This is a genomic window from Actinocorallia sp. A-T 12471 (assembly GCF_033875155.1).
In the GTDB taxonomy this organism is placed as follows: domain Bacteria; phylum Actinomycetota; class Actinomycetes; order Streptosporangiales; family Streptosporangiaceae; genus Actinocorallia.
Map to the genome: position 1 here is coordinate 84,041 of NZ_JAWZTE010000009.1, position 23,791 is coordinate 107,831.

General features: G+C 72.2%; 17 protein-coding genes. 9 read left to right on the forward strand and 8 right to left on the reverse strand.

Annotated elements, in window-relative coordinates; translation table 11 throughout:
• Positions 1-16: 16 nt before the first annotated feature.
• From R9X44_RS23670 to R9X44_RS23690, 5 genes are all read right to left on the reverse strand, one after another.
• Entirely contained in the window at positions 17-1,597 is a 1,581-nt protein-coding gene (locus R9X44_RS23670; RefSeq protein ID WP_319816450.1) for an ATP-binding protein, read from the reverse strand.
• Positions 1,598-1,882: 285 nt separating this feature from the next.
• Positions 1,883-3,157, reverse strand: coding sequence for an ammonium transporter (locus R9X44_RS23675; RefSeq protein WP_319816451.1), 1,275 nt, complete (start codon positions 3,155-3,157; stop codon positions 1,883-1,885).
• A gap of 34 nt (positions 3,158-3,191) precedes the next feature.
• Complete coding sequence (locus R9X44_RS23680; protein ID WP_319816452.1) at positions 3,192-4,868, reverse strand: hypothetical protein; 1,677 nt, start codon at positions 4,866-4,868, stop codon at positions 3,192-3,194.
• Positions 4,861-7,170 carry a hypothetical protein gene (locus R9X44_RS23685; protein WP_319816453.1) on the reverse strand — a complete coding sequence of 770 codons (2,310 nt, stop codon included), beginning with the start codon at positions 7,168-7,170 and terminating at the stop codon, positions 4,861-4,863. Before R9X44_RS23685 ends, R9X44_RS23680 begins: the two co-directional genes overlap by 8 nt.
• 12 nt (positions 7,171-7,182) lie before the next feature.
• Positions 7,183-8,172 (reverse strand): hypothetical protein, encoded by a 990-nt coding sequence (locus R9X44_RS23690; protein ID WP_319816454.1) that lies wholly within the window; start codon positions 8,170-8,172, stop codon positions 7,183-7,185.
• Between the two features lie 185 nt (positions 8,173-8,357).
• Here R9X44_RS23690 and R9X44_RS23695 point away from each other — a divergent pair, with 185 nt between their 5' ends.
• Both R9X44_RS23695 and R9X44_RS23700 read left to right on the forward strand, forming a co-directional pair.
• Positions 8,358-9,851, forward strand: a complete 1,494-nt coding sequence (locus R9X44_RS23695; RefSeq protein WP_319816455.1) for a DUF4407 domain-containing protein — start codon at positions 8,358-8,360, stop codon at positions 9,849-9,851.
• 5 nt (positions 9,852-9,856) lie between these two features.
• A complete protein-coding gene (locus R9X44_RS23700) occupies positions 9,857-10,942 on the forward strand; it encodes a serine/threonine-protein kinase (protein ID WP_319816456.1) in 1,086 nt (361 codons plus the stop codon).
• Between the two features lie 1,002 nt (positions 10,943-11,944).
• Here the strand turns inward: R9X44_RS23700 and R9X44_RS23705 are convergent.
• The 3 genes from R9X44_RS23705 to R9X44_RS23715 all read right to left on the reverse strand — a co-directional run bounded on the left by R9X44_RS23705 (position 11,945) and on the right by R9X44_RS23715 (position 17,025).
• A complete protein-coding gene (locus tag R9X44_RS23705) occupies positions 11,945-15,082 on the reverse strand; it encodes an efflux RND transporter permease subunit (protein WP_413774977.1) in 3,138 nt (1,045 codons plus the stop codon).
• 120 nt (positions 15,083-15,202) lie between these two features.
• Entirely contained in the window at positions 15,203-15,865 is a 663-nt protein-coding gene (locus R9X44_RS23710) for a response regulator transcription factor (RefSeq protein ID WP_319816458.1), read from the reverse strand.
• Entirely contained in the window at positions 15,862-17,025 is a 1,164-nt protein-coding gene (locus R9X44_RS23715; RefSeq protein WP_319816459.1) for a sensor histidine kinase, read from the reverse strand. Before R9X44_RS23715 ends, R9X44_RS23710 begins: the two co-directional genes overlap by 4 nt.
• Before the next feature lie 185 nt (positions 17,026-17,210).
• Here R9X44_RS23715 and R9X44_RS23720 point away from each other — a divergent pair, with 185 nt between their 5' ends.
• The 7 genes from R9X44_RS23720 to R9X44_RS23750 all read left to right on the forward strand — a co-directional run bounded on the left by R9X44_RS23720 (position 17,211) and on the right by R9X44_RS23750 (position 23,752).
• Positions 17,211-18,089 carry an alpha/beta hydrolase gene (locus R9X44_RS23720; RefSeq protein WP_319816460.1) on the forward strand — a complete coding sequence of 293 codons (879 nt, stop codon included), beginning with the start codon at positions 17,211-17,213 and terminating at the stop codon, positions 18,087-18,089.
• A gap of 569 nt (positions 18,090-18,658) precedes the next feature.
• The gene (locus R9X44_RS23725) at positions 18,659-19,258 is read left to right on the forward strand and encodes a restriction endonuclease (protein ID WP_319816461.1); all 600 of its coding nucleotides are present in this window, start codon (positions 18,659-18,661) and stop codon (positions 19,256-19,258) included.
• Between the two features lie 44 nt (positions 19,259-19,302).
• Positions 19,303-19,611: an MTH1187 family thiamine-binding protein gene (locus R9X44_RS23730; protein ID WP_319816462.1), complete on the forward strand. Its 309-nt coding sequence runs from the start codon at positions 19,303-19,305 to the stop codon at positions 19,609-19,611.
• Between the two features lie 199 nt (positions 19,612-19,810).
• A complete protein-coding gene (locus tag R9X44_RS23735; protein ID WP_319816463.1) occupies positions 19,811-20,494 on the forward strand; it encodes a Crp/Fnr family transcriptional regulator in 684 nt (227 codons plus the stop codon).
• Between the two features lie 34 nt (positions 20,495-20,528).
• Positions 20,529-21,308 (forward strand): hypothetical protein, encoded by a 780-nt coding sequence (locus R9X44_RS23740; protein WP_319816464.1) that lies wholly within the window; start codon positions 20,529-20,531, stop codon positions 21,306-21,308.
• On the forward strand, positions 21,305-23,431 hold the full coding sequence (locus tag R9X44_RS23745) for a hypothetical protein (RefSeq protein WP_319816465.1): 2,127 nt from the start codon (positions 21,305-21,307) through the stop codon (positions 23,429-23,431). The genes R9X44_RS23740 and R9X44_RS23745 overlap by 4 nt, the downstream gene beginning before the upstream one ends.
• 81 nt (positions 23,432-23,512) lie before the next feature.
• Entirely contained in the window at positions 23,513-23,752 is a 240-nt protein-coding gene (locus tag R9X44_RS23750; protein WP_319816466.1) for an EF-hand domain-containing protein, read from the forward strand.
• Positions 23,753-23,791 lie beyond the last annotated feature (39 nt).

Consider the following 23,791-nt stretch of genomic DNA (forward strand, 5'->3'; position numbering starts at 1 on the left):
TCGGGGAAGCCGGTTCCTATCGTTCGTCCTGGTTCTGCGACGCGTCTTTCCCGGACCGCCGGAATGCGGCGAACCGGGCCCCGGACTCGCGAAGGTCCGCCGCGGGGGCGGGCTCGGCCGGGAGATCGAGGTGGCCCGAGGCGGCCAGGGCGGCGCCGCGCGGGCGCTTGGGCAGGTCGCTCCAGTCGCCCCCGGGGGACGCCGCGGCGGCCTCCAGCGGGCTCTGGGACGCGGGCGGGGGCGTCACCGGGCGGGAGGACAGCGCGGCGGGCGGGTTGTCCGGGCGCGGCTGGGTGACGAGCTGGCGCGGGATCATCATGACGACGCCGGTGCCGCCGCGCGACGAGGGCCGGAAGTTGACCTTGAGCCCGTACTTGGCGTTGAGGCGGCCGACGACGGCGAGGCCGAGGCGGGTGCCGGGCATCGTCCGCAGGTCGTAGGGGCCGGACACGAGGGACTCGGCGCGCTGCCGTTCGCGCTTGCGCATGCCGAGGCCGCTGTCCTCGATGGTGATGATGACGCCCGCGTCCTCCTCCTCGAGGTAGACGTGGACCTCGCTGCCGTGCGCGGAGAACGTGGTGGCGTTGTCCATCAGCTCGGCGAGCGCGTGCATGACGCCCTCGGCCGCGTAGCCGACCACGGCGGCCTTGCTCGTGTTGTGCAGGCGGACGCGCCGGTAGGCGTCGATCCTGCCCATCGCGCCGCGCAGGATGCTCTCCATGACGATCGGCTTGGTCCAGCGGCGGCCGGTGCGGCCCCCGCTGAGCAGGGCGATGGAGTCGGCGAGCCGGCCGAGCTGGGAGACCCGGTGGTCGATCTCCAGCAGGTCGGCGAAGACCTTGTCGTCGCCGTACCTGTGCTCCATCTCGCGCAGTTCGGCGAGCAGGCTCGTCGTCTGGGCCTGGACCCTGGCGGCGGCGTTCGCGCAGGCGGCCATCGCCGCGCCGCCGCGCCGCTCGCCGCTGGTGACCGCCTCGGCGACGGCTTCGAGCAGCCTGCCGAGTTCGGCGTCGCCGGGCCGGTCGACGGCGGCGAGGACTGTCTCGTAGGAGGCGCGCTCGTCGCGGGCCAGGCGGACGATCTCCGGCAGCGCGGCGTCGGTGAGCGCGCCGACCTCCGTGCGGTGGTCGGCCGCCGCGACGGCCGCGGCGGCGGTGCGCTGCTCGGCCGCGTGCAGTTCGGCGGCGACGGTGTGCAGCAGCCGCTGGAGCGTGACGTTGGCGGGGCGGTGGATCTCGCCGAGCATCGCCTCGAGGGCGACGCCGTCGCGGGCCCGTCGCACGAGGGTCGGCAGGGACTCCTCGCCGATCCGGTACAGCTCGGTCTCGATCCCGTTGAGCTCGGTCGCGGCATGCGCGACGCGGGCGGCGTCCCAGCGTCCCCTTGCGGCGAAGTACACGGTGAGCGCGCACGACAGGCACAGGACGAGGGCCGCGCCGCCGCCTCCCCACGCGGTGACCTCGCGGAGGTCGCGCGGCACGGCGGTGACCGCCCAGACCCACCCCGCCCCCGCGGCGAGGACACAGCACAGCCAGGCGAGCAGGGCCCGTTCGACCGGCGGACGGGGGGCTTTGGCGGGTGGGGAAGCCGTAGACATGGACCAGGTCCTCATCACGCGACGGACACGATTTCTTACGCAGGTGGCAGCATGCCGTATTCGGCAGCCCGAAGTGACATTTTCTGTTATCTGCCGGAGGCCGCAGGGGTCTAACGCGATGCAGTACTTCGGGGGTCTTGGGGTGAATTGTCACGTTCCACGGAGGGGAGGCGCAGGTAGGCGCGTCTTTGGGATTCGCGTGCCGGGCGCGCGTTAGTGTCGTAGGTCATACTCGGGGGTTTGCGTTATCTGTTGGACTTAGGGTGAAAAGTCCGATTGGTGGGTTTATGTCCGCTCGTCCTCGTGCCCCTGGCGGGCATAGGCGCGCTCGTTGTGCAGGGCGAGGTCGAGGCCCGTCCGCTCGTCCTGGGTGGAGACCCGGTTGGCGCGTGCGAAAGGCAGCCGGTCGAGCGCCTTCACCAGCAGATAGGTCGCGCCGAACGAATAGCCGGAAACCGCGCCGACCACCACGAGCTGGACGAGCAGCTGGTGGTATCCGCCGCCGTAAAGGAGGCCGTCGGCGCCCGCCGGGTTGATCCGGGCCGTCGCGAGCAGGCCGACCATGAGGGAGCCGACGAGGCCGCCCGTCAGATGCAGGCCCGCGACGTCGAGGGAGTCGTCGACCCGCAGGACGCCCTTCAGCGGCACGACGAGGACGCAGCACAGGCCCGCCGCGACGCCGACGGCGAGCGCGCCCCGGACGTCAACGAAGCCCGCGCACGGGGTGATCGCGACGAGTCCGGCGATCGCGCCGGAGGCCGCCCCGACCGTCGTCGGGCGTTGGGCGAGCGCGCGTTCGACCGCGATCCAGGTGAGGACGGCGGCGGCCGTCGCGGTGTTGGTGTTGAGGAACGCGTATCCGGCGATCGCATCGGCTTTCAGGGCGGAACCGGCGTTGAACCCGAACCAGCCGAACCACAGCAGGGACACGCCGAGCAGGATGAACGGGACATTGTGCGGGGCGGACTGGCGGCGCGGCCAGCCGTCCCTGCGGCCGAGCGCCACCGCGAGCGCGAGGCCCGCCGCGCCCGCGTTGCAGTGCACGACGGTGCCGCCGGCGAAGTCGAGCGCGCCCATCTCGTACGCCCAGCCGTACGGCGAGAACACCCAGTGCGCGATGGGCGCGTACACGATGAGCGACCAGATCAGGGTGAACGGGAGGAACGCGCCGAACCGCCAGCGTTCGACCGCCGATCCGGTGATGAGCGCGGGGGTGATCACCGCGAACATCATCTGGAAGACGACGAACGCGACGGGCGGCACGGTCAGGGCTTCCAGGCCGGGCACCGGGGCGTCGGGACGGGTGAGGAACGCCGCGTCGAAGTCGCCGACGAACGCGTCGCCCTTCCCGAAGGCCAGCGAGTAGCCCAACGCCACCCACGAGACGCCGACCACCGCCATCACCGCGAAGCTCTGCAGCATCGTGTTGAGCACGTTCTTCGCGCGGACCATGCCGCCGTAGAAGAACGCGAGTCCCGGCGTCATGATCAGCACGAGCGCCGCGCTGGCGAGCACCCACGCGGTGTCGCCCGCGCTCACCTCGGGGGCGTCAACGGACACGGGGGTCTCCTTTCTGCCGTCGTCTGGTTCGTCGCTATCCCTGCTCGTCCTGGCGGGCCCAGCCTCGGCCGACGCGGGGGAGCCTGCCGACGCGTCCGCGCCGGGACCTCGCGCGCTCCAGCAGGTCGTGGAGCAGCCGTTCGGCGTCTTCGAGCACCTCGAGTTCCTCGACGCCAAGGCGGCCCCCGCCTTCCTGGGCCGCGGCGAGCAGTTCGAGGTGGAACGCCAGGCCCGAGGCCGCGGCGGCGACCATGGCCGCCCTGCCCTCGTCCCGCTCGGCGAGCCCCCTGGCGAGCGCGACCGCGCGGCGCTCGGCGACGTCCGGCCGCACGCCGAGCGCCCGCAGCTCCTCGGGCAGCGCCCTGACCGCCTCGGCCGCCGCCTCGGCATCGGCCCGCCGCAGCCCCCGCAACACCGCGTCGACCGACGCCCCGCCCACAAGCCGCCCCGCCACCCCCGCCGCGCCCGACATGCCGGACGGGCGGCCTGTGTCGCCGTTCGAGACGGCCTCGCCCCGGCCCGACGCGCCGGTCGGGTAGGGCTCCGCCGGGCCCGATACGCCGCTGGGATCGGGCCACGCTCGGCCCGCCGCGCCCGCGACGTCCTCGGCCCAGCTTGACGGGCTGTTCGCGAAGGGCTCGGCCGGGCCCGACATGCCGGACGGGCGGCCTGCGACGCCGTTCGCGACGGGCTCCGCCCAGCCTGACGGGCCGGGCGGGTAGGGCTCGGATCGGGGTGGCGCGGCGGGCGGGTCGGGGCGGGCTTGGGGTGGTGCGGCGGGCGGGGTGGGATCGTCGGAGGGTGGGGGGAAAGGCGGGTATTCGTGGATGGGGAGTCCGGTGGGGGAGGGGGGCGGGTCGCGGTCCTCGTGTGGGAGGCGCCATCGGGGTTGTGCGGGATGTTCGGGTGTTCTGAGGGCCGCGAGGGCGGGGGCGGGGTCGGTCAGGTGGAGGGGGCGCGCGGACGCCGTCATCTTGGCGGTGAGCCGGACAAGGGCGGGTCTGTCCGGGATGCGTGCGGCGAGGAGTGCGGCGTACTCGCGGGCCGGGGGAGTGCGCGGGGCGGGGACGCGCGTCCCGTTCCAGTCGAGTCCGACGCCGCCGGCGGGCGCGAGCCGTCCGAAGCCGAAGGCGATGCGCCGGGGCGCGGCGTGGTCGACCCCCGTAGAGGCCGTCAGCCGGAAGCGGTAGCCGTACGGAAGGAGCGAGGTGACCGCGTCGAGGTAGTGCAGGCGCTGTACCGCACCCGTCCCTTCGGCCCCCGTGACGGCGACGTCACGCCCGTCGAGCAACAGCGCCGCCACGGCCCCGACGTTCTGCACCCCGTACTCGACGAGTTCGGCGGCCCTCCCCTTCGCCTCCTCAACCGGGACGCTGACGGGCTCGCCAAGGTCCACGTCACAGAGCGCCAGATACAGCGCCAGGTAAGACACGGGGTTGTCTTGGAGCGCGCGCCAAGGCAGACAGACGTATCGCGCCTTGCCGTCCCGCTCGATGAGCATCCCCAGGCGGGCTTCGCTCTCCCGTCCCACCCAGCTGACCGTGACGCGCGGTTCATCCTCCGCGAGCGGCCCCGGATCGAACCTCTCGAGCACCCGCGCGTACTGCTCCGCGCTCAGCCCCTGAGGCCCGCACTCCTCGACCTTGTACCCGCCGTCCCCGCGCCGGGTGGCGACCGCCCAATCCGCCAGCACGGTCAGCGTCTCACCCATGCCCGCCCCCGTCCTCGCGGCCCAGCCGGAGGAGTTCGTTGAGCAGCTCGGAAAGCCCGTCGTGCCGCTGCCTGACCTGCTCCGAGACCCGCATCCCGAGCATCTCCTCCGCGAGCCGCCTCACCGCCGCGGCTTTCGTCTCGAAGTCCTCGTCGGAGAAGACGCCGTGTCCTGCCTCGGCGAGGAGTTCCCGGTCCGTCGCGGGCCCGCCGAGCAGCGCCCCGGCGTTCGCGCTGGTGACGCCGCCCAGCCACGCGGTGTCGACGCCGTCGCGCGCGGTCGGCGCGGCGGGCAGGGCCTCCACCCGCGTCTCCGCCACCGGGTCGGGGTCGGCGGTCGGCTTGCGCGGGAGCGGCTCGGGGTCCTGCCCGTGCGCCGCCCGCGTGAGGGGACCGCCCGCCTCGCCCTCGATCCCGAAGGCGAGGCGCCGCAGCCCTTCGGCGAGTTCCGCGGGCAGGCCGGAGCCCGCGTGGCGCAGGTAGAAGACGAAGCAGTCGCCGTCCGGGCCGTCGGCGGCCTCGGGCGCGCACACGAGCCGCATGACGCCGAACGCCGCCGACGCCAGGTCGTTCCACGGGCTCTGCATGTCGAGGAGCGTGTGCCAGTGGTCCTCCCCGGCGCGCTCCGCCCGCGTCGCGACGAACCAGGCGAGCAGCTCGGTGACGGTGTGCGGCGGGAGCGTCAGCCACAGGTGCCGGGTGAACCTGAGCAGCGCGTGGACGCGCGGCGCGGCCGAGGCGAGCGGGCCGCGCACACAGTCTTTCGCGACCTTCGGCTTGCGCTGGAGGAGGCCGTCGAACGGGATGAGCCGCCCGTCGAACAGCGTTTTCAGGACATCTCTCACCTTGTCCGGCTGAGCGGGCCACCGCTCGGCGGCCTGCGCGGCGCACTCGCACGCGACGTCGAGCGCGTCGCCGAGCAGGGCGGCGCGCAGCTTCGGGAGGTCGGGAAGCCCGGGGACGTCGGCGAGCTCGAGCAGCAGCGCCCCGGCCCTCGGGAGGCCGGACGCGAACCGCGCGGGGTCGTCCGGCGGGGTGAGGAGGCGCGCGAGGTAGTCGTCGTGGGGCGGGATCGGGGGGAGCGGCGGTTCCTTGACCGTCTGCTCCGCGGGCCACAGGACGGGCCGGTAGCGCGCGGCGAGCGCCTCCCAGGGCTGATCCTCGGTGCGGGCCCACCCCGCAAGGATCGCCTCCTCGTCGCCTTCGTCGCCCTGCTCGATCAGGAGGGTGAGCGTCGCCGTCCGGTTGCCCGCCGACAGCCGTGAGAACGCCCAGAGGTCGTCGGCGAAGGCCGCGCGGGCGTCGGCCAGGGTGCGCGCGGCGGGCAGCCGCGCGGCCCACAGGGCGCGGCGGTGGCCGTCGAGGACGCGCAGGGCGTGGTCGTCGTCCGGCAGGCGCGGGTCGGTCTCCTCGGCGAGCCTGGTGACGAGCTCGCACAGGACGGCGCGGCGTTCGTCATCGGAAAGCCCGGGGAACGCCGGGGGGCCGTCGGGCCGGGGATATCCGAAGATCTCCCGCAGTATCCCGATATGCCGTTGCTCGCGCGAGTCCGCAAAAACGGGACGGGGTTGGGCCGGCGAGAGGTTCACCCGGTTGTCCGCCGTCGCGGGCCGGTCGGCGAAGAACAGCAGCAGAGGGTGCCGCGCGGAAGGCGACGCCCAGGTGCCGCCGGAGAAGTGGGCGCGGTACCCGTACGGCAGGAGCGCGAGGGCGGCGTCGAGGAAGTCGAGCCTGCTCCGCACGCCGAGGCCGTCCGGCGAAAGGCACACCTGACGCGGCCCGAGCAGCAGCGTCGACGCCGTCATGACGGCGGGCAGGGCGAAGCCGTCCGCCCAGCGCGCGGCGAGCTCCGCGACGCGTCCGGGATCAAGCGTCCTGACCGGCACATGCAGCGGCTCGGCGCGGCGGCCTTCGGTCACCTCGTCCGAAAGCGGGGCGAGCGCGTCGAAGAGGTCGGCGTAGGCGACGGGCCGCGCGCTCAGCTGCTCCCAAGGCACGCAGAAGTGGTAGGTCGGCGGTACGGGACGTCCGGCCCCGTCACGTACGCGTGACGCCTTCTGCACCGAGAACCCCACCGACGGCCGCTTCCCGCCGACCCAGCTCAGCACCGCCCTCGGCAGCGACCTGTCGGAGTCCGGATTGCCGGAAGCGAAGTAGCGGAGCATCTTCGCGAACTCCGCCTTGCTGTACAGCCCCCTGCTCGCGTTCAGCACGCTGAAGTCCTCACGCGTGCCCTGCTGCTTGCTCCACAGCGCCCAGTGGACGGTCAGCGTCGTGGTGCCCGCGCCCTCTTGCGGTGCCATGCTGCCCCCCTCCTAGCGGGCGGCCTGGCCGTCGTCGCCGAGCCACAGCAGCGGCTCGAGGATGTTGATCGGACGGATCGGGCCGCGGATGCGCAACTCGTCGTCGTGCTCGCCAGGCTGCACGTTGCTGAAGTCGCGCATCTGGAAGTGCTGCGCCAGCGGGTCCTTGTAGAAGCCGATCGCCGACGAAGCGAAGTAGCGGATACGGCGCCGGTGGAAGAACGTCTTGATCGTCTCGTGGACCTGCACCGCGCCGCCGCCCGACGACACCCGCAGCAGGTCGCTGTACAGGTTCTCGGCGTGCTCGGGGATCAGCACGGGGAACCTGTGCGGGTCGGCGGGGTCGTAGGTGAGGTACTTGCGCTCGTAGGCGGTGCGCAGCACGCGGACGTCGTCGAACTTGGTGACGCACACCGCGATCTTGTGCGGCAGGTACTGGCCCTGGAACATGCCCTTCTCCTCGCAGATCTGCGCGATCCGCTGGAGCACGTTCTGGAAGTAGCGGAACTCGTTGCCCATGTCCCGCTCGCGCACCGGGTCGTACAGGTACAGGATGCCCTCGCAGCCGACGAGCCTGTCGACGAGTTCGTCGAAGCTCGCCGCGGTGCCGCCGCCCTTGCCGTCCTCGGCGGGGTAGCCAAGGTCGTCCTCGTCCTCGGGCGGCTGCTGGCCGAGGCCGAACAGCATGCCGGGGGAGTCCATCAGGTCGAGCCGGATCGTCGTGGGGCGCGGCGCGGGCGCGCCGGGCAGGTGCGCGCCCCTGTGCGACGTGCCCCGCAGGATCCAGCTCATGTTGTCGATGACGAACGTCGGCGGCGGGAACCTCCGCTGGTACAGCAGGTCGGTGTTGGCCGTCATGAAGTCGGTCGCCGTGCTGTCGGTGCCCACCAACGCCCACTTCGCCCGCGCCGCCGCGATGAACAGCGACGCGAGATATGTCGTCTTGCCGCAGCTCGGCGCGCCCCAAAGGCCGATCCTGCGCATGGGCTCTGGACTGCTCAAAGGTTCACCTCTTGGGGGGAGCGGACGACGGGTAGGCGTGTCGCGCGAGAAGGATGTCGCGTTTGGGAGACCTGGAAACCCTCGTCTGAGGGGATGCGGACGCCGTCTCCCGTGAGAGCGTCGCCCGGCAGACGGGGGCGTCGGCAGGGCGCCGGGCGAGAACGAGGCCGCGAGGAAGAAGCGCTGTGAAGACTGATCTGATCTGGCTTTCCGGGGTCTCCAGGGAGGACCTCGAACGCAGCCCGGGCGACCGGGCGAGGTACGAGGGGGTCGGCGGCGCGATCCTCATCACCGCGTCCATGGCCGCGCTGTCGATGGCCGCGGCGCTGCGCATCGTGTTCGACGCGCCCTGGCCGCTCGCGGTGGTCGGCGGGTTCGCGTGGGGCTGGGCCGTCATGACCCTCGACCGGTGGCTCGTGACGTCGATGCGGCGGTCGAGCGGCGTCCTGCGGAACCTGTTCCTCATGGTGCCGCGGCTGTTCCTCGCGCTGCTGTTCGGCGTGATCATCTCGACCCCGCTGATCCTCGCGATCTTCGACGACGAGATCGGCCGCGAGCTCGACACGATGCGCGTCACCGCGTCCGACCAGTACCAGCAGCGGCTCAAGGAGGGCGACACCGGCAAGGAGATCGCCCGGCTCGAACAGCAGCGTGACGCGCTCAAGCAGGTCATCGCGAGCAAGGGCGACGCGCCCAAGGACGTCGAGGACGATCCCAGGCTCGTCGGGCTGCGCGCCGACCTCGACGCGGCGCTCGAGGTCCGCACGAACGCCGAACTCGACATGCGCTGCGAACAGCAGGGCACCGACCGCCAGGGCCGCAAGTGCGAGAAGGGCGACGGGCCGCTCGCGGCGGCCGCCGAGGACCGCTACGACCAGGCCGCCAAGCGGGTCAGGCAGATCGAGCGGGACATCGCCGACCGCACCGACGTCCTCACCGCCGACGACGCCGACAGCCGCGCCACAAGGATGAAGCACGCCCAGGAGGACCTTCCCGGCATCGAGGACAGACTCGACGTCCTCACCGCCGGACAGAAGGACCTGCTCGAGCGGTTCCAGGGCAACAACCAGCAGGAGGGCGGCCTCCTGCTGCGCCTCGAGGCGCTTGACAAGGCCACCGCGGGCAACGGCTCGCTCCAGGCCGCACGGCTCCTGCTGTTCCTGTTCATCACGACGATCGAGTGCCTGCCGATCCTCGTCAAACTGCTGATGACGATCGGGCCGCGGACCAACGTCGAGGTCATCGGGGAGATGCGCGAGCGCGAGGAGCTCCGCAAGGCCGAACGCGACATCTCCGGAGGATCGGGCCGTCCCGGGCATGACGACCTCGCCGACGTGTGGGAGGACGCGGGACCCGTCCAGCAGCGGAACCGGCGCGCGGCGAGCCCCCAGGCGAACCTCGCGGCGATCTGGGATCCGGAACCCGTCCACCGGCCCGCGCCCGCCCACGACGAGCTCGAGAGCGTCTGGGGCAAGGGGCCCGCCCCCGCGCCGCCCGAGCCGCGCACGCCGCGCTCCGCAGAACGGCTCGACCGGATCTGGGACCCCGCCCCCGTCGGCGACGCCGCGGTCCCCGACGACCTCGCCGACGTGTGGGGGCCGGCCGGACCGTCGATCCCCGCGCCGCGCGACGACATGTGGGGCGACGGGCCGGAAGACCGCCCGCTCGGCCGCGACTGACCGCGATGGGCGTCCCCGGACGGCCCGTCGCGGGCCGGTACCTCCTCGAAGAGCCCCTCGGACAGGGCGGCATGGGCAGCGTCTGGCGCGCCCGCGACCTCGCCCTCGACAGACCCGTCGCGCTCAAGGAGATCCACCTCGGCCAGACGAGGACCAAGGCCGAACTCGAGACCGCGCTCGCCCGCGTCCGCCGCGAGGCCCGGGCGGCCGCGCGGATACGGCACCCGAACGTCGTCGTCGTCCACGACTACGTCGAAGGACGGCCTCCAGACGACGGGCCGTGGATCGTCATGGAACTCGTTGAGGGACGCACGCTCAGCGACGTGCTCGACGCGTCGCCGGGCGGGCTGCCGGAACGCGACGCCGCGGTGATCGGCCGCGCCGTCCTCAACGCGCTCACCGCCATCCACGGCCAGGGTGTCGTCCACCGCGACGTGAAACCCGCCAACGTCATCCTGCGGGACTCGTCCGACGACCTCGGGGCCGCGGTGTGCCTCGTCGACTTCGGCACCGCCACCATCACCGGATACCGGACCATCACCGTCAAGGAGCTCATCGGCACACCCCACTTCATGGCCCCCGAACGCTTCACCTCCGCGGCCGGCCCCGCTTCCGACCTGTGGTCCCTGGGCGTCCTCCTCTACGTCCTCATCGAGGCCCGCTACCCCTTCCCCGGCCGCACCTTCGGCGAGATAGCCGCCTCCGTCCACCGCGACCCCCCACTCCCCACCACCAACGCCCACCTCCTCCGCCCCCTCCTCACCGCCCTCCTCACCAAATCCCCCACCACCCGCCTCCCCGCCCCCGCCGCCTCCCTCCTCCTCACCGCCGCCACCCACCCGCCGCAGCCCAACCCTCAACTCCCGCCACCGACCCCACCCCCAGAGCCCGACCCCCCAAAGCCCACCCCGCAGCCCACAGCCACCCGCGACCCCGTCGCGGTAATCCTCGACAAGGTCTTCGGCGGCATCGCCCCCACCCACCCCCACCCAACCCCCGGCCCAGCCCCAGCCCCAGCCCCAGCCCCTGGCCCAGGCCCAAGCCCAGGACAGGGTCCTGACCAAGGACCCCGTCCCACCCTCGGCCCCTGACCCGGCCCCCGCGCCGCCCCCGGCCCCTGACCCGGCCTCCGCGCCACCCCCGGCCCACGACCCGTCCCCTGCCCACGACCCGTCCCAGGCACCCGCCCCGGGCCCGGCACCCGCCCCGGGCCCAGCACCCGCCCCGGGCCCAGCACCGCCCCCAAGCCCAGCACTCGCCCCGGATGAGGTCTCGACCGAGGCCCCCGCCCCGCCCCCACCACCCGTCTCCAACGGCTTACCCGAGGACCCCCGAGGACCCGCCGAGCGTCAAGGACCGACCGAGCACCATTGATCCCGCCCCCGTCCAGCCGAACGAAAGCCCCCGGGCATCCGGCCAAGTCGGGCAAGCCGAGCGAAACCGCTCCCCGGCACCCGTCCGGGGCGGGGAAGGCGAGTGAATCCGCGCCTTGGGCACCCGTCCGGGCGGCGAAGCCGAGCGGAAGCCCGCCCCCGACACTCGTCCGCGCGGCGAAGCCGAACTCCGCGCACTCGGCCGGGGCGGGGAGCCGGACGGGACCCCGCCCGGGCCCTCGGCCAGGGCGGGGAAGCGGGACGAGGCCGCGTCCCGGGCAGTGGGCCGGGGTGGGGAAGCGGGACGAGGCCGCGTCCCGGGCAGTGGGCCGGGGTGGGGAAGCGGGACGAGGCCGCGTCCCGGGTAGCGGGCCGGGGCGGGGAAAGCGGACGAAATCGCGCCTTGGGCATCTGTCCAGGCGGCGAAGCCGGGCGAAGCCCCACCCGGGCACTCGGACGGGCGGGAAGCCCTGGCTGACCGCCCATCTCTCGCCGGGAGGTACCGGCTCGACAGCGGAAGCTCCCCGGGCACACGGCCAGGGCGGCGAGGCCGAGTGAAGCCGAGCCCGGGCAGCTGGCGGGGAGGGGAAGGTGGGGAGACCCGACCCTGGGCGGTCGGTTGGGGTGGGGAAGGTGGGTGAAGCGTTTGGGTGGTGGGGCGGGGTGGGGGGAAAGGGGAGGCCCCCGCCGGGAGGGCGGGGGCCTGGAGGTAGGGGCTGGTTAGGAGACGGGTTCTAGGGCGGGGGTGGGGGTGGGGGGTGGGGTGGGCTTGGCGTGTTTGGCTTCGCGGCGGGACTCGACCATGGTGTAGAGGGTCGGGATGAGGATGAGGGTGAGCAGGGTCGAGCTGAGCAGGCCGCCGATGACGACGATGGCCAGGGGCTGGGAGATGAAGCCGCCGTGGCCGGTGATGCCCAGGGCCATCGGGACCAGGGCGAAGATGGTCGCCAGGGCGGTCATCAGGATCGGGCGGAGCCTGCGGCGGCCGCCCTCCACGACCGCTTCGTGGACGCCCATGCCCTGCTCGCGGTAGGTGTTGATCAGGTCGACGAGCACGATCGCGTTGGTGACCACGATGCCGATCAGCATCAGCAGGCCGATCATCGCGGCGACGCCCAGCGGCACCCCGGTGATGAGCAGCAGCAGGATCGCGCCGGTCGCCGCGAACGGGATCGACACAAGCAGCACAAGGGTCTGGCGGATGCTGCCGAAGACCGCGACGAGGATCAGGAAGACGATCAGGATCGCCGCGAGGATCGCCAGGCCAAGCTGGGCGAAAGCCTCCTCCTGGTCGGCGGTGACGCCGCCCAGGGTGAAGGTCGCGCCCTCGGGCGGGGTGAGCTTGTCGAGCTCGGCCTGCACGGCCATGCTCGCCTTGCCCAGGTCGTCGCCGACCGGGGTCGCCGAGACGGTAGCGGTGCGCTCGCCGTCGAGGCGGCTGCGCTCGACCGAGCCGTCGACCTTGCTGACGTCGGCGATGTCGCCGAGCTTGACGACGCCGCCCGCGGTCGGGATGGCGAGGTCGCGCACCGCCGCCACCGAGGCCGGCTTGTCCGCGCCGCTCTTGATGACGACGTCGGTCTCCGTGCCGTCGACGGTGACCGTGGAGACGGTCGAGCCCTGGATCGCCTGGCCGACGATCTGGGCGATCGCGACCTCCGAAAGCCCGGCCCTGGCGGCCTTGACGTTGTCGGCGCGGATGCTGATCTGCGGGGCGCTCTCGGCGAGGTCGGTGGTGACCTCCTTGAGCTCCGGCAGCCCGGCGAGGGCCGCGCGGATCTGCTCGGCGCCGGCCTTGAGGGTCTCGTCGTCGGCCGCGTTGACCAGGATCTGGATGTCGCTGCTGCCGCCGAAGCCGTTGTCGGCCCCGACGCTCAGCTCGCCCACGGACTCGCCGAGCGCCGCGAACTGCTCCTCGAGGGTCTCCTGGACCTTGACGGCGTCGACCTCATCGCCGAGCGCGACGGTGAAGCCCGCGGTGTTGGTGCCGCCCCCGCCGAACATGCCGCCGCTGCCCTCGCCGACCACGGCCTGGTAGGACTCGACGCCCTCGGTGCCCTTGATCAGCGCCTCGACCTTGTCGGCCGCGGCGTCGGTGGTGGCCAGGTCGGTGCCGACCGGCAGGGTCTGGGTGACGCGCAGCGCGTTGTTCTCGGACTCGCCGATGAAGCTCGTCTTCAGCCCGCCCGCCATCGCGAAGGTGGCGACCAGGATGACGACCGCGCCGATCAGGACCGTCTTACGGGAGGACACCGCCCACTCGATGACCGGCACGTAGTAGCGCTGCAGCAGGCCGCCGCGCTCCTCCTCCTCGACCTTGGCGCGGAACGCCGCGACGTCGCCGCCGGTGTCGGGGACCTTGAGGAACCAGAAGGCGAGCACCGGGACGATGGTCAGCGACACGATGAGCGAGGCGACCATGGCGACGGTGACGGTGATCGAGAACGGCCCGAACAGCTCGCCGACGAATCCGCCGACCAGCGCGATCGGCAGGAACACCGCGACGGTGGTCGCGGTGGACGAGGTGACCGCGCCCGCGACCTCCTTGACCGCGTCCATGATCGCCGCGCGCTTCTCCTCGCCGTAGCCGAGGTGGCGCTTGATGTTCTCCAGGACGACGATCGAGTCGTCGACCACCCGTCCGACGGCCATGGTGAGCGCGCCGAGGGTGAGCATGTTGAGCGAGTAGTCGTAGAACTTGAGCGTGATCAGCGCGACGATCAGCGACAGCGGGATCGAGATCGCGGTGACCGCGGTGGAGCGGCCCGAGCGCAGGAAGACCACGATGACCAGCACGGCCATGATCAGGCCGAGCAGGCCCTCCTCCACCAGGCCCTGCACCGCCGAGGCGACGGGTGGGCCGGAGTCGGAGATCACGGTCAGCTTCGCGCCGTCGCCCAGTGCCTTCTCCAGGTCCGGCAGCATCGCGGTGACCTCGTCGGAGACGCTGGTGGCGCTGCCGTCGTGCTTGAGGGTGACCGACAGGCCGAGGCTCTCGGCGCCGTTGGTGCGGGTCAGCGAGGTGGCGTCGGTGTCGGCGAGGGTGACCGCGGCGATCTGGCCGAGCCGGACCGGCCCGCCGGACGCGCCCGCGCCGCCCGCGCCGCCGGGTGCGGCGGCCGGGGTGACCCACAGGTCCTGGACGTCCTTGACCGAGGAGATCGGGCCGCCGACCTGGACGCTGAGGTTCTGGCCGTCGGCCGCGATCGAGCCGCCGGGGACGGTCTTGCCCGCCGCGCCGAGCGCCGCGGTGATCGCGGACGGATCGAGCCCGCGCGAGGCCATCGCCGCGGCGTTCGGCACGATCTGCACGATCTGCTCGCGCTCACCGCTGACGGTGACCTCGTTGACGCCGTCGACCGCCTGGATCTCGGGCACGACCGAGCGCTGCAGCTTGTCGGCCAGGTCGCGCAGGCTGGAGCCGCCGGACGCGGCGAGGGTGAGGGTGGGCAGATCGGCGGTGGAGCCGGTCATCACCTGCGGGTCGACCGAGGCGGGCAGGCGCGCGGACAGCCGGTTGATCGACTGCTGCACGTCGCCGACGATGCGGTCGGTGTCCGTGCCGAACTCGAACATGAGCAGGATGCTCGCGACGCTCTGCCGCGAGGTGGAGGACATGGAGTCCAGCCCCTCGGTGCCCTTGACGGCGTCCTCGATGGGCTTGACGATCTGTTCCTCGACCACCTCGGGGGAGGCGCCGGGGTACACGGCGGTCACCGACACCGCGGGGAAGCTCAGGTTGGGCAGGAGCTGCTGCTTGAGGGTCGGGATCGCGTAGGCGCCCACCGCGAGCACCGCGAGCGTGATCAGGACGACCAGCTTGCGGTGCTTGAGACTGATTCTCGACAACCAGGACACGGGGGATTGCTCGTTTCACGGGAGTTCGGACAGGACGCTATTAACTTTGCCGCCCGAGACCGCCCGCCGAATCGGAGCACGGCGGGTATTCCACCTACCGCACCCGCGGTATGCGGAGAGTCACCTCTCGCCCGGACGGACGAGTCCGGTCTCGTAGGCGATGACCACGAGTTGGGCCCGGTCGCTGACGCCGAGCTTGGACATGGTCCTGTTGATGTGCGTCTTTACCGTATGCGGACTCAAGTGGAGTCTGAGCGATATGTCGTCGTTGGACAGCCCCCACGCGACGAGCGAGAGCACCTCGCGCTCACGCGGAGTGAGATCGGCGAGGCGCTCGAGCCCGTATCTGGGCGGGTTTCCGGGGCTTTCGCGGAAGCGCGCGATGAGCGCCTTGGTGGCCGCCGGCGAGAGCAACGACTCGCCCGCGGCGACGGTCCGGATGCCGTTCAACAGGTCGACGGGCTCGACGCCCTTGCCGAGGAACCCGCTCGCCCCCGCGCGCAGGGCCTCGAAGACGTACTCGTCGAGTTCGAACGTGGTGAGGATGAGCACCTTGCAGGCCGGAAGGGCCTCCTTGAGCTTGCGGGTCGCCTCGAGGCCGTCCATGCCGGGCATCCGGATGTCCATGATCACCAGATCCGCGCGCGCCTCGACGGCCAGGGCGATCGCCTCGCCGCCCTCGGACGCCTCGCCGACCACCTCCATGCCCGCCTCGCGGCTCAGCAGATACCGCAGCGTGCCGCGCAGGAGCGCCTGGTCGTCGGCCAGCACCACCTTGATCATCGCACCCCCAGGGGAAGCTCGGCGTCGATCTTGAACCCTTCACCTTCGCCCGGGCCCGCCGAGATCCACCCGCCGACGGCGGCGGCGCGCTCCCGCATGCTCAGCAGCCCGCGGCCGACGCCGTCGCCGGAGGGCGCGCCGCCGGGGCCGTCGTCCTCGACGGTGATCCGCAGCGCGTCCGGCGCGTAACGGAGGCGCACCCTCGCCTCGTCCGCGCCCGAGTGCTTGCGGACGTTGGTGAGCGCCTCCTGGATGATCCGGTAGCCCGACACGTTCACCGCCGACGGTAGCTGTCGCGGCTCGCCGTCAGTCGAGATATCCACAGCCAAACCTGCCCGTCTGAACGATTTGGCCAGATCGTCCAGTCGTTCGATTCCGGGGATCGGCGCGCGCGGGGTGTCCGACTCGTCCTCACCGCTCCCGAGAAGCCCGACGATGGCCCGCAGCTCGGTCAGCGCCTCGCGCGAGTCGTCCTTGATGTGCGCGAGCACCTCCGCGACGTGGCCCGACGCCTCGTTCAGGTGCAGGGTGACGGCGGCCTGCGCGTTGATCAGCGTGAGCTGGTGGGCGACGACGTCGTGCAGCTCGCGCGCGATGCGCATGCGCTCCTCGGCGACGCGTCGGGCGGCGACCTCGTCACGGGTGCGTTCAGCGCGCGCGGCGCGCTCCACAAGGGCGGCGACGTAAGCGCGCCGGTTGCGTATGGCGTCGCCGAGCGCGACCGCGAGCCCCGCGCCGGTGAAGACGCCGAGGAGCTGCGGCTGCCAGTCCCAGCGGCCCGCGACGGCGATCATCAGGACGCTCCAGCTCGCGCTGGCCGCCCCCGCGAGCCAGCCGCGCAGCCTGTCGGTGCGCAGCGCGACGCTGTAGATCGCGACCTGGATGGGGAGCGCGACGAACTCGCCGCCCGGCAGCGCCTGATGCGCGGACGTGACGGCCGTCACCGCGACGAGCACGCCGATCGGCCACCGGTCCCGCAGCGCCAAAGGCAGCGTGCACAAGGCGGCGAACACGACGTTGACGGGGAGGATCTCGCGGATCTCCCCGTGCGGGTCCATCCGCAGCAACATCAGCGAGAAGGCGAAGACGCCGAGGCAGAGCACCGCGCTGACCAGCGTCGGATGCCCGTCCCACCAGCGCTTCCACCCCAGCGATCGCACCCGACCACGGTAAGCGACATTTGTCGTGATTTGGGGTGTGATCTAGGTTTCGGACCGGTCCAGAACCGGGCGCGGGACGGCAGGTCGTTTCGCCGATGCCCCGGAGGCGGCCGCGCCCCAGACTTCGGGACGAGCGCCCGCGGCAGCACCGCCCCATCCGCCGCGGCGACGAGAGGAGTCCCCCCATGTTCGGCAAGAGCCTTGACGCTTTGCGCCTGCTGCCGGCCGCAGCCGCCGTGGCGGCCCTGAGCCTGTTCGCGGCGGCCCCCGCGCAGGCCGCGGCCAACCCCTACGAGCGGGGTCCCGCGCCCACCAACTCCAGCATCGAGGCGACCCGCGGCTCGTTCGCGGTGTCGGAGACCTCGGTGTCGAGCCTGTCCGTCAGCGGCTTCGGCGGCGGCACGATCTACTACCCGACCTCCACCAGCGCGGGCACCTTCGGCGCGGTCGCCGTCTCCCCCGGCTACACCGCCTACCAGTCGAGCATGGCGTGGCTCGGCCCGCGCATCGCCTCCCAGGGCTTCGTGGTCTTCACGATCGACACCAACACCACCCTCGACCAGCCCGACAGCCGCGGCCGCCAGCTCCTGGCCGCCCTGGACTACCTGACCCAGCGCAGCTCGGTGCGCACCCGCATCGACTCCTCGCGCCTCGCCGTCATGGGCCACTCCATGGGCGGCGGCGGCGTCCTCGAGGCGATCAAGTCCCGGCCGTCGCTGAAGGCGGGCATCCCGCTGACGCCGTGGAACCTGACCAAGAACTGGTCCGGCAACCGCGTCCCGACGTTCATCGTCGGCGCCGAGAACGACAGCGTCGCCTCGGTCTCCAGCCACGCCGAGCCCTTCTACAACAGCCTTCCGTCCAACCCGGACAAGGCGTACCTCGAGCTGAACAACGCCTCGCACTTCGCGCCGAACAGCTCCAACACCACGATCGCCAAGTACTCGATCTCGTGGCTGAAGCGCTTCGTCGACAACGACACGCGCTTCGAGCAGTTCCTGTGCCCCGGCCCGGCCCGCAGCACGGCCGTCGAGGAGTTCCGCAGCACCTGCCCGAACGGCTGACCCGACGCCCTCGCGGCCCCGTCCCGGTGTATCCGGGGCGGGGCCCTCGCGCGTCCGGGGGCCGTCCGGATTGCTGGATGAGAGTTTCCGTGATGTAACACTCGTCACAATCCGGCCATGCATGGGGCCTACAGCGAGGTTGACCCGCGTCGAGGGGGTCTTTACCGTCGGTTGCTAGAACATGTTTCAGGCAAGTTGTCTGATCGGGCAAGAACGGTGTCCCTGTGCCCGGTTCGGCGTAAATCTTACGCTCGGACCGACGAAAACGCGGGGTCGCCGCCGCCCACCCGATGAGGGCGGAACGGCCCCGTAGGGTTCCCGCCTGCCAGGCGGGAACCCGTTCCGTATTCGGGGGCGGGTGTGGCGGTAAGCCTGTCGTCACCCTCCGGGAAGTTTTTTCCGGCAAGCGCGGGCGTTTCGGCAGATTGCTGTACTTGCGGGTGCTTCACTCTGACTCGGTGTGAATTGTAAGTACCCGAGCGTGAGGAGGGGTCATGCCCGGTTGGCGCGTGAGCCGGGCAGGTCGGCGACGGGCCCCTCGGCGCAGGGGACTGAGGCTGAGACGGCCCGTGGGCGCGGGGCAGTGGGCCGCCGTGGTCGCGGGGGCCGTGCTCGGCGGATGGCTCCTCGGAGGGATCATCCTCGCGGTCGTCGTCGTCTTCACCCGGCACCCTTCGGCGATCGTCGTCGGGGTGTTCTTCGCGGTGAGCGGCGTCCTTTATTACGCCGAGCGCCTTACCGCCTCCTGGACGGAGGAGGAGGCCGAGGCCGCGCTGCGCAGTCCCACCCTCGCCGACCTCGACGCCCTCGACGGCCCCGCGCTGACCCTCGCCGTACGCGACCTCGTCCGACGCGACGGCTGCGCCGCAGAAGCCGGGTCGCGAGGGCTGCTCGCCGAGACCCCCGAAGGGCGACGCCTCCATATCCGCGTCGAAAGCGCGCGCACGGACGCCGACCTTGACGCGCGCGCCGTCCTCGCCGCGCGTGACGCCGCCGCCCGGGGACGCAGAAGCGCCGTCGTCGTCACGAACGGGTCCTTCACCGTGCACGCGCACGCGCAGGCCGCGACGTCCGAGGTGCACCTCGTGGACCGTGAGCTGCTGCGCCGCTGGTGTGAGGAGGGCAAGGCGCTCACCGACCTCCTGCCTCCGCGGCGGGCCCACGGTTAGCCTTGGGCCCGGCGTCATGCAGCGTCATGAAGAAGGAGGGCCCCGTGCTCGTAGCGTTCTCGATCACCCCGCTCGGCGTGGGCGACAGCGTCGGCGACCTCGTCGCGGACGCGGTGCGCGTGGTCCGCGAAAGCGGCCTGCCGAACCGGACGGACGCCATGTTCACCACGATCGAGGGCGAATGGGACGAGGTCATGGCGGTCGTCCGGCGTGCCGTCGCCGAAGTGGAGAAGTCGGCTCCCCGCGTCAGTCTCGTCCTGAAAGCCGACATTCGCCCGGGGACCGCCGACGCGCTCAACGCGAAGACCGCGCGGATCGAGTCGCTTCTGTCCGAACCGCGGGAGACCGCCTGATCCGGGCCTCTCGATAGGGCGCTGGAGTGGGCGCGCGTTCTCGAAGAGGAATCCCTTAACGCTAATTCCCCTGGTCTTGTGGCGGCTTTCCTGGAGTGTCGCGGGAAATGCCGGGAAACACCGCGCATGCCTCCCGAAAAGGTGTTGTCATGAGGGTCTGTTCTGGCCCGATTGAGTGCAGCCCGGAAGGACACGGGAAGTGGACGGCACCGCGGAATTGCGCGACGCGCTGGAGCGGGAGGGCGTCAGGGTCAGGTTCGCCGCCGGACAGACCCTGATGCATCAGGGCGATCCGCCCACCCATGTGGCGCTGCTCCTGAGCGGCGCGGTGAAGGTCGTCCTGCACCTGCCCGAGGGCGAACGGCTGCTCCTCGCCGTCCGGGGCCCCGGCGAGATCCTCGGCGTCATGGGCGTGCTCGGCGCGGCCCCGAGGTCGGCCACCGTCGTCGCGGCGCTGCCCTGCGCCGTGCGGGTGCTCGCCGCCGACCGCTTCCGCGCCCTCGTGCGCGCGGAGGGCGAGGAGGCCGCGCTGCTGCGGGGCGCGCTTGAGCGGCTGCGTGAGGGCGAACGCTGGCGCGCCGAGACCGCGACGCTCCCGGCCGTGCCCAGGGTCGCCAGGGCCCTCCTGTGCCTCGCCCTGCCCGGCGACGCTGACGGCCCGCCCGTCGTCGTGCTCAGCCAGTCGGAGATAGGCGCGGCCGTCGGCATGTCGCGCGGCGCTGTCGCCGCCGAACTCGCCCGGCTGCGCGCCGCGCACCTTGTCGACACGGCGGTGCGCAAAGTCGTCCTCACTGATTCCGCAGGGCTGCGCGCGCTGGCCGGACCGGGCCGCCGCGGTGTCGTCTCGATGACACCGCGCCGCCCCGCCTCCCGGCACGGTTGACGGCATCGCGACCCCCTCCCGAAAGGCCGAAGACATGGACAAGCACCGCGCGCTGGTGACCGTCGACGCCGAGCAGTTCAGCGCCCACCCCGGGGCGCTCCAGCCCGACCTGCACATGGCGATCCGCCGTACCGTCGCCGAGGCGTGCGGGCGCGCCGGACTCGCCGACGCCTGGGGCGCGGCCAGGTTCCTGCAGAGCACCGGCGACGGCCTGCTCGCCGTCCTGCCCGCCGAGACGCTGCCCGCCCTCGTCGACCGCTTCCCGCGCGCCCTCCAGGACGCGCTCGACGAGGCCGCGCCCGGCCTGCGCGCGGCGGGCGTCAGGCTGCGGCTGCGCGTCGCGCTGCACGTCGGGCTCGTGGACGACGAACGCGACGAGGCACCCGGTATCGCGACAGTTACCAACGAGGTGTGCCGCCTCGTAGACAGCAAGCCCGTACGCGACGCGCTGAACGACAGCGACCCCGACGTGACGTACACGGCGGCCCTGTTGTCGGAAGAGGTGTTCCGCACCTACGTCGCCGACGGCCACACCCGCCTACGGCCGAGCCAGCTCACCGAGGTGAAGGTCGAGGTGAAGCAGTTCCGCCGTAACGCCTACCTGTGGGTGCCCACTCCGTCCCGCCGCCCCGACGGCGAGACGCCCCCCGCAGGCGACGCCCCTTCGACCCCTCCCAGCGACCCGCCCTACACCCCGCCCGCGGGGACCGTTATCAACGGCGTCACGATCAGCGGCCAGGCCACGCGCAACCAGATCGGCAACACCTTCCACGGCCCGACGACCTTCGGCGACGTGCGGACCGGCTCGTCGTGACCGTCATCCAGGGCGTCGACATCTCGGGCGACGACTCGCAGAACGCGCTGGGCAACACCGTCGAGGGCGACCTCGTCATGCAGATGATCCGGATCGCCCGGGAGCGTCCGAAGTTCGTGCTGTCCGAGGGCGAGGTGAACGCGCGGGCGCGCACCTACGTCAAGGCGCGCGACCACGACCTCATCGCCAAGGCCCTGGAACGGGACAGGGTCGTCGCCCTGTCCGGCCCGCCGGGCGCGGGGCTGGAGACGACGGCCATCGTGTGCCTCGTGGGCCTGCTGCCCGCCGCCGAGATAAGGCTCTTCTCCACAGACGACGACATCGAGGAGATCGGCCTGATGGGCGCTACGGGTCTCCTCCTACGCGCCCGCGACCAGGAACCGGCACGACTGCGCACCCTTGTCGAGTCCGTACGGGCGTCCCAAGGGTTCGCCGTCGTCTTCGGGACGCCCGCCGAGACCAGACCCTTCGCGGAGTTCCTGACCCCCGTCACCGTGCAGCCGCCTCCCGCACTCGACGTCTACCGAAGGCATGTGACGGATCTGGGCCGGGAGGGGTGGGCCGACTGGCAGGTCGGCGCGCACTTCCTGCGCAAGGCGACGCCCTCGGACGCCGTCCGCCTCGCCAGGCTCGTCCGCGACATCACCGCCGAGGGCGGCGACGAGGCGGAGGTGGCCCGCGCCTACAAGCGCTGGTCCGACGAGCTGCACACGTGGTTCGGCGAGCACCTCGACCCGCTGGAACGCGCCCTGCTGATCGCGGCGACGACCGTCGCGCCCGCCGACGACATGAAGATCTACGGCGCGGCGCTGTCGCTGGCCAGGCGTCTGGAGGCGACGCCCACCGGCGGCGGCCTCGCCTGGACGCCCACCGCCGCCCTGCAGGTGCTGCTGAAGGCCGAGCGCGCCGACGACAGGATCGGCTTCCCCCGGCACGGCTATGCCGACTCCGTCGTCGACCACGTGTGCGCCGAGTACCCGCTGGCCCAGACCGACCTCGTCACCTGGCTCGGCGACCTGCCCACCGACGCGGGCCTCGCATGGGCGGAAGCGGAACGGCACAGGCTCGCGCGCGCGTTCGCGAGCCTCGCGGTCCGCTGCGACGCGCCTGAGCGGATCGCCTCGAAGACCGAGGAATGGACCGGGGGGAGCGGCGACAACGTCGACCTGGCTTACATCGTGCTGTCCGAGACCTGCCTTGACCCCGTCGTGGGCGGGCGTATCCGCAGGCAGCTCTACGACTGGTCCCGGAAGAGCCGGATGTCGGCGTCGCTGAAGCTGACGGTCGCGCGCGTCTGCGAGGTCGTCGGCCAGACGTACCTCTCGCAGGCGCTCACCCGCCTCAGATATCTCGGCACCTACGGTGGCCCGCAGATCCGCCAAGAGGTCGCCGCGGTAGCGGTCGCCCTCGCCGAGCGCAGCAGGGGCACGGTCTTCGCGACGGCACTGCGCTGGCTGCGCGACGCCCCCGCGCTCGGCCACATGGACGCCGCACGCCGCGTCGACACGTCCCTGCGCGTGCTGAGCGCGCTCGTCCACGGCGTGGCGGAGGCGCGCACTGTGCTCGAGGAACTCGACTCGGTGCTCCAGCGCGCGGACACGAGGCTGCACCGGCACCTCCAGACCTGGGCGCGCAGGCTGGCGCGGGACCACCCGCTGACGGTCGCCTCCCTCGCCCTCTACCAGGCCGCGGACGCCGACCGCCCCTTCCGGCGCGCCTTCGGCACCGAGCTGTACCTGTCGCTGCTCGCCGCCGAGGACGTCCCACGGCGCGCCGAGCTCGTCGGCCTCCATCCGCCGGCGGCCGCCGCGGTCTGGGCGACGGCTCTGCAGCGCCCAGCGGCCTTCAGAGACACCGAGACGGCCCTGGGGGTGTGGTTGGACACCGCGGTGACCCATCCGCGCCTGTCGGGCGATCTGGTGGCCTCGATCGTCACGGGGGCGCGGCCGAGCCACGTCCGGCGCGAGGCGGCGGTCGCGCTGACCCGCCGCTGGTCGGCTGGCGCGCCCGGTCGGCGGCATGTGGCCGAGTCCGTCGTGATCCGGCTGCTTCTTCCGGAATGGAAGCGCTGGCTGTTGTTCGCCTGGGTATGGCTGCGTTCGTCCCTCACCGGACGCCGGTGACGCCGCGGCCACGCGGAGCCGACCCGCGTAAGGCGAGTGGCTACCATCAGTGAGCCGGAACGCTGGGGAGGAAGGGGAACCATGTCCGAGCAGTACGAGGCGGTGTTCGCGCGCTACGACACCGACGGAGACGGGCAGCTCACGGTCGAGGAGGTCACCGCGGCCATCGCGGGGATGTTCCCCGCCGCCGAGGTCGCCGACCTGTCGGGCATCGTCAGGGCGCTGTTCGCCGAATACGACGTGGACCGCAACGGGCTGCTGTCGGTGGCGGAGTTCGTCCCGTTGGCGAAGAACCTCCCGGAGCTCGGCTCCGACGACTGACGCCGCACGCGCCGCTCGGCCCGTCTCCCCGCGTGGAGA

Coding starts and splice junctions, on each gene's coding strand:
- R9X44_RS23670 (WP_319816450.1), bottom strand. CDS start 1,597: ATGTCTACGGCTTCCCCACCCGCCAAAGCCCCCCGTCCGCCGGTCGAA.
- R9X44_RS23680 (WP_319816452.1), bottom strand. CDS start 4,868: ATGGGTGAGACGCTGACCGTGCTGGCGGATTGGGCGGTCGCCACCCGG.
- R9X44_RS23685 (WP_319816453.1), bottom strand. CDS start 7,170: ATGGCACCGCAAGAGGGCGCGGGCACCACGACGCTGACCGTCCACTGG.
- R9X44_RS23700 (WP_319816456.1), top strand. CDS start 9,857: ATGGGCGTCCCCGGACGGCCCGTCGCGGGCCGGTACCTCCTCGAAGAG.
- R9X44_RS23710 (WP_319816458.1), bottom strand. CDS start 15,865: ATGATCAAGGTGGTGCTGGCCGACGACCAGGCGCTCCTGCGCGGCACG.
- R9X44_RS23720 (WP_319816460.1), top strand. CDS start 17,211: ATGTTCGGCAAGAGCCTTGACGCTTTGCGCCTGCTGCCGGCCGCAGCC.
- R9X44_RS23740 (WP_319816464.1), top strand. CDS start 20,529: ATGGACAAGCACCGCGCGCTGGTGACCGTCGACGCCGAGCAGTTCAGC.
- R9X44_RS23750 (WP_319816466.1), top strand. CDS start 23,513: ATGTCCGAGCAGTACGAGGCGGTGTTCGCGCGCTACGACACCGACGGA.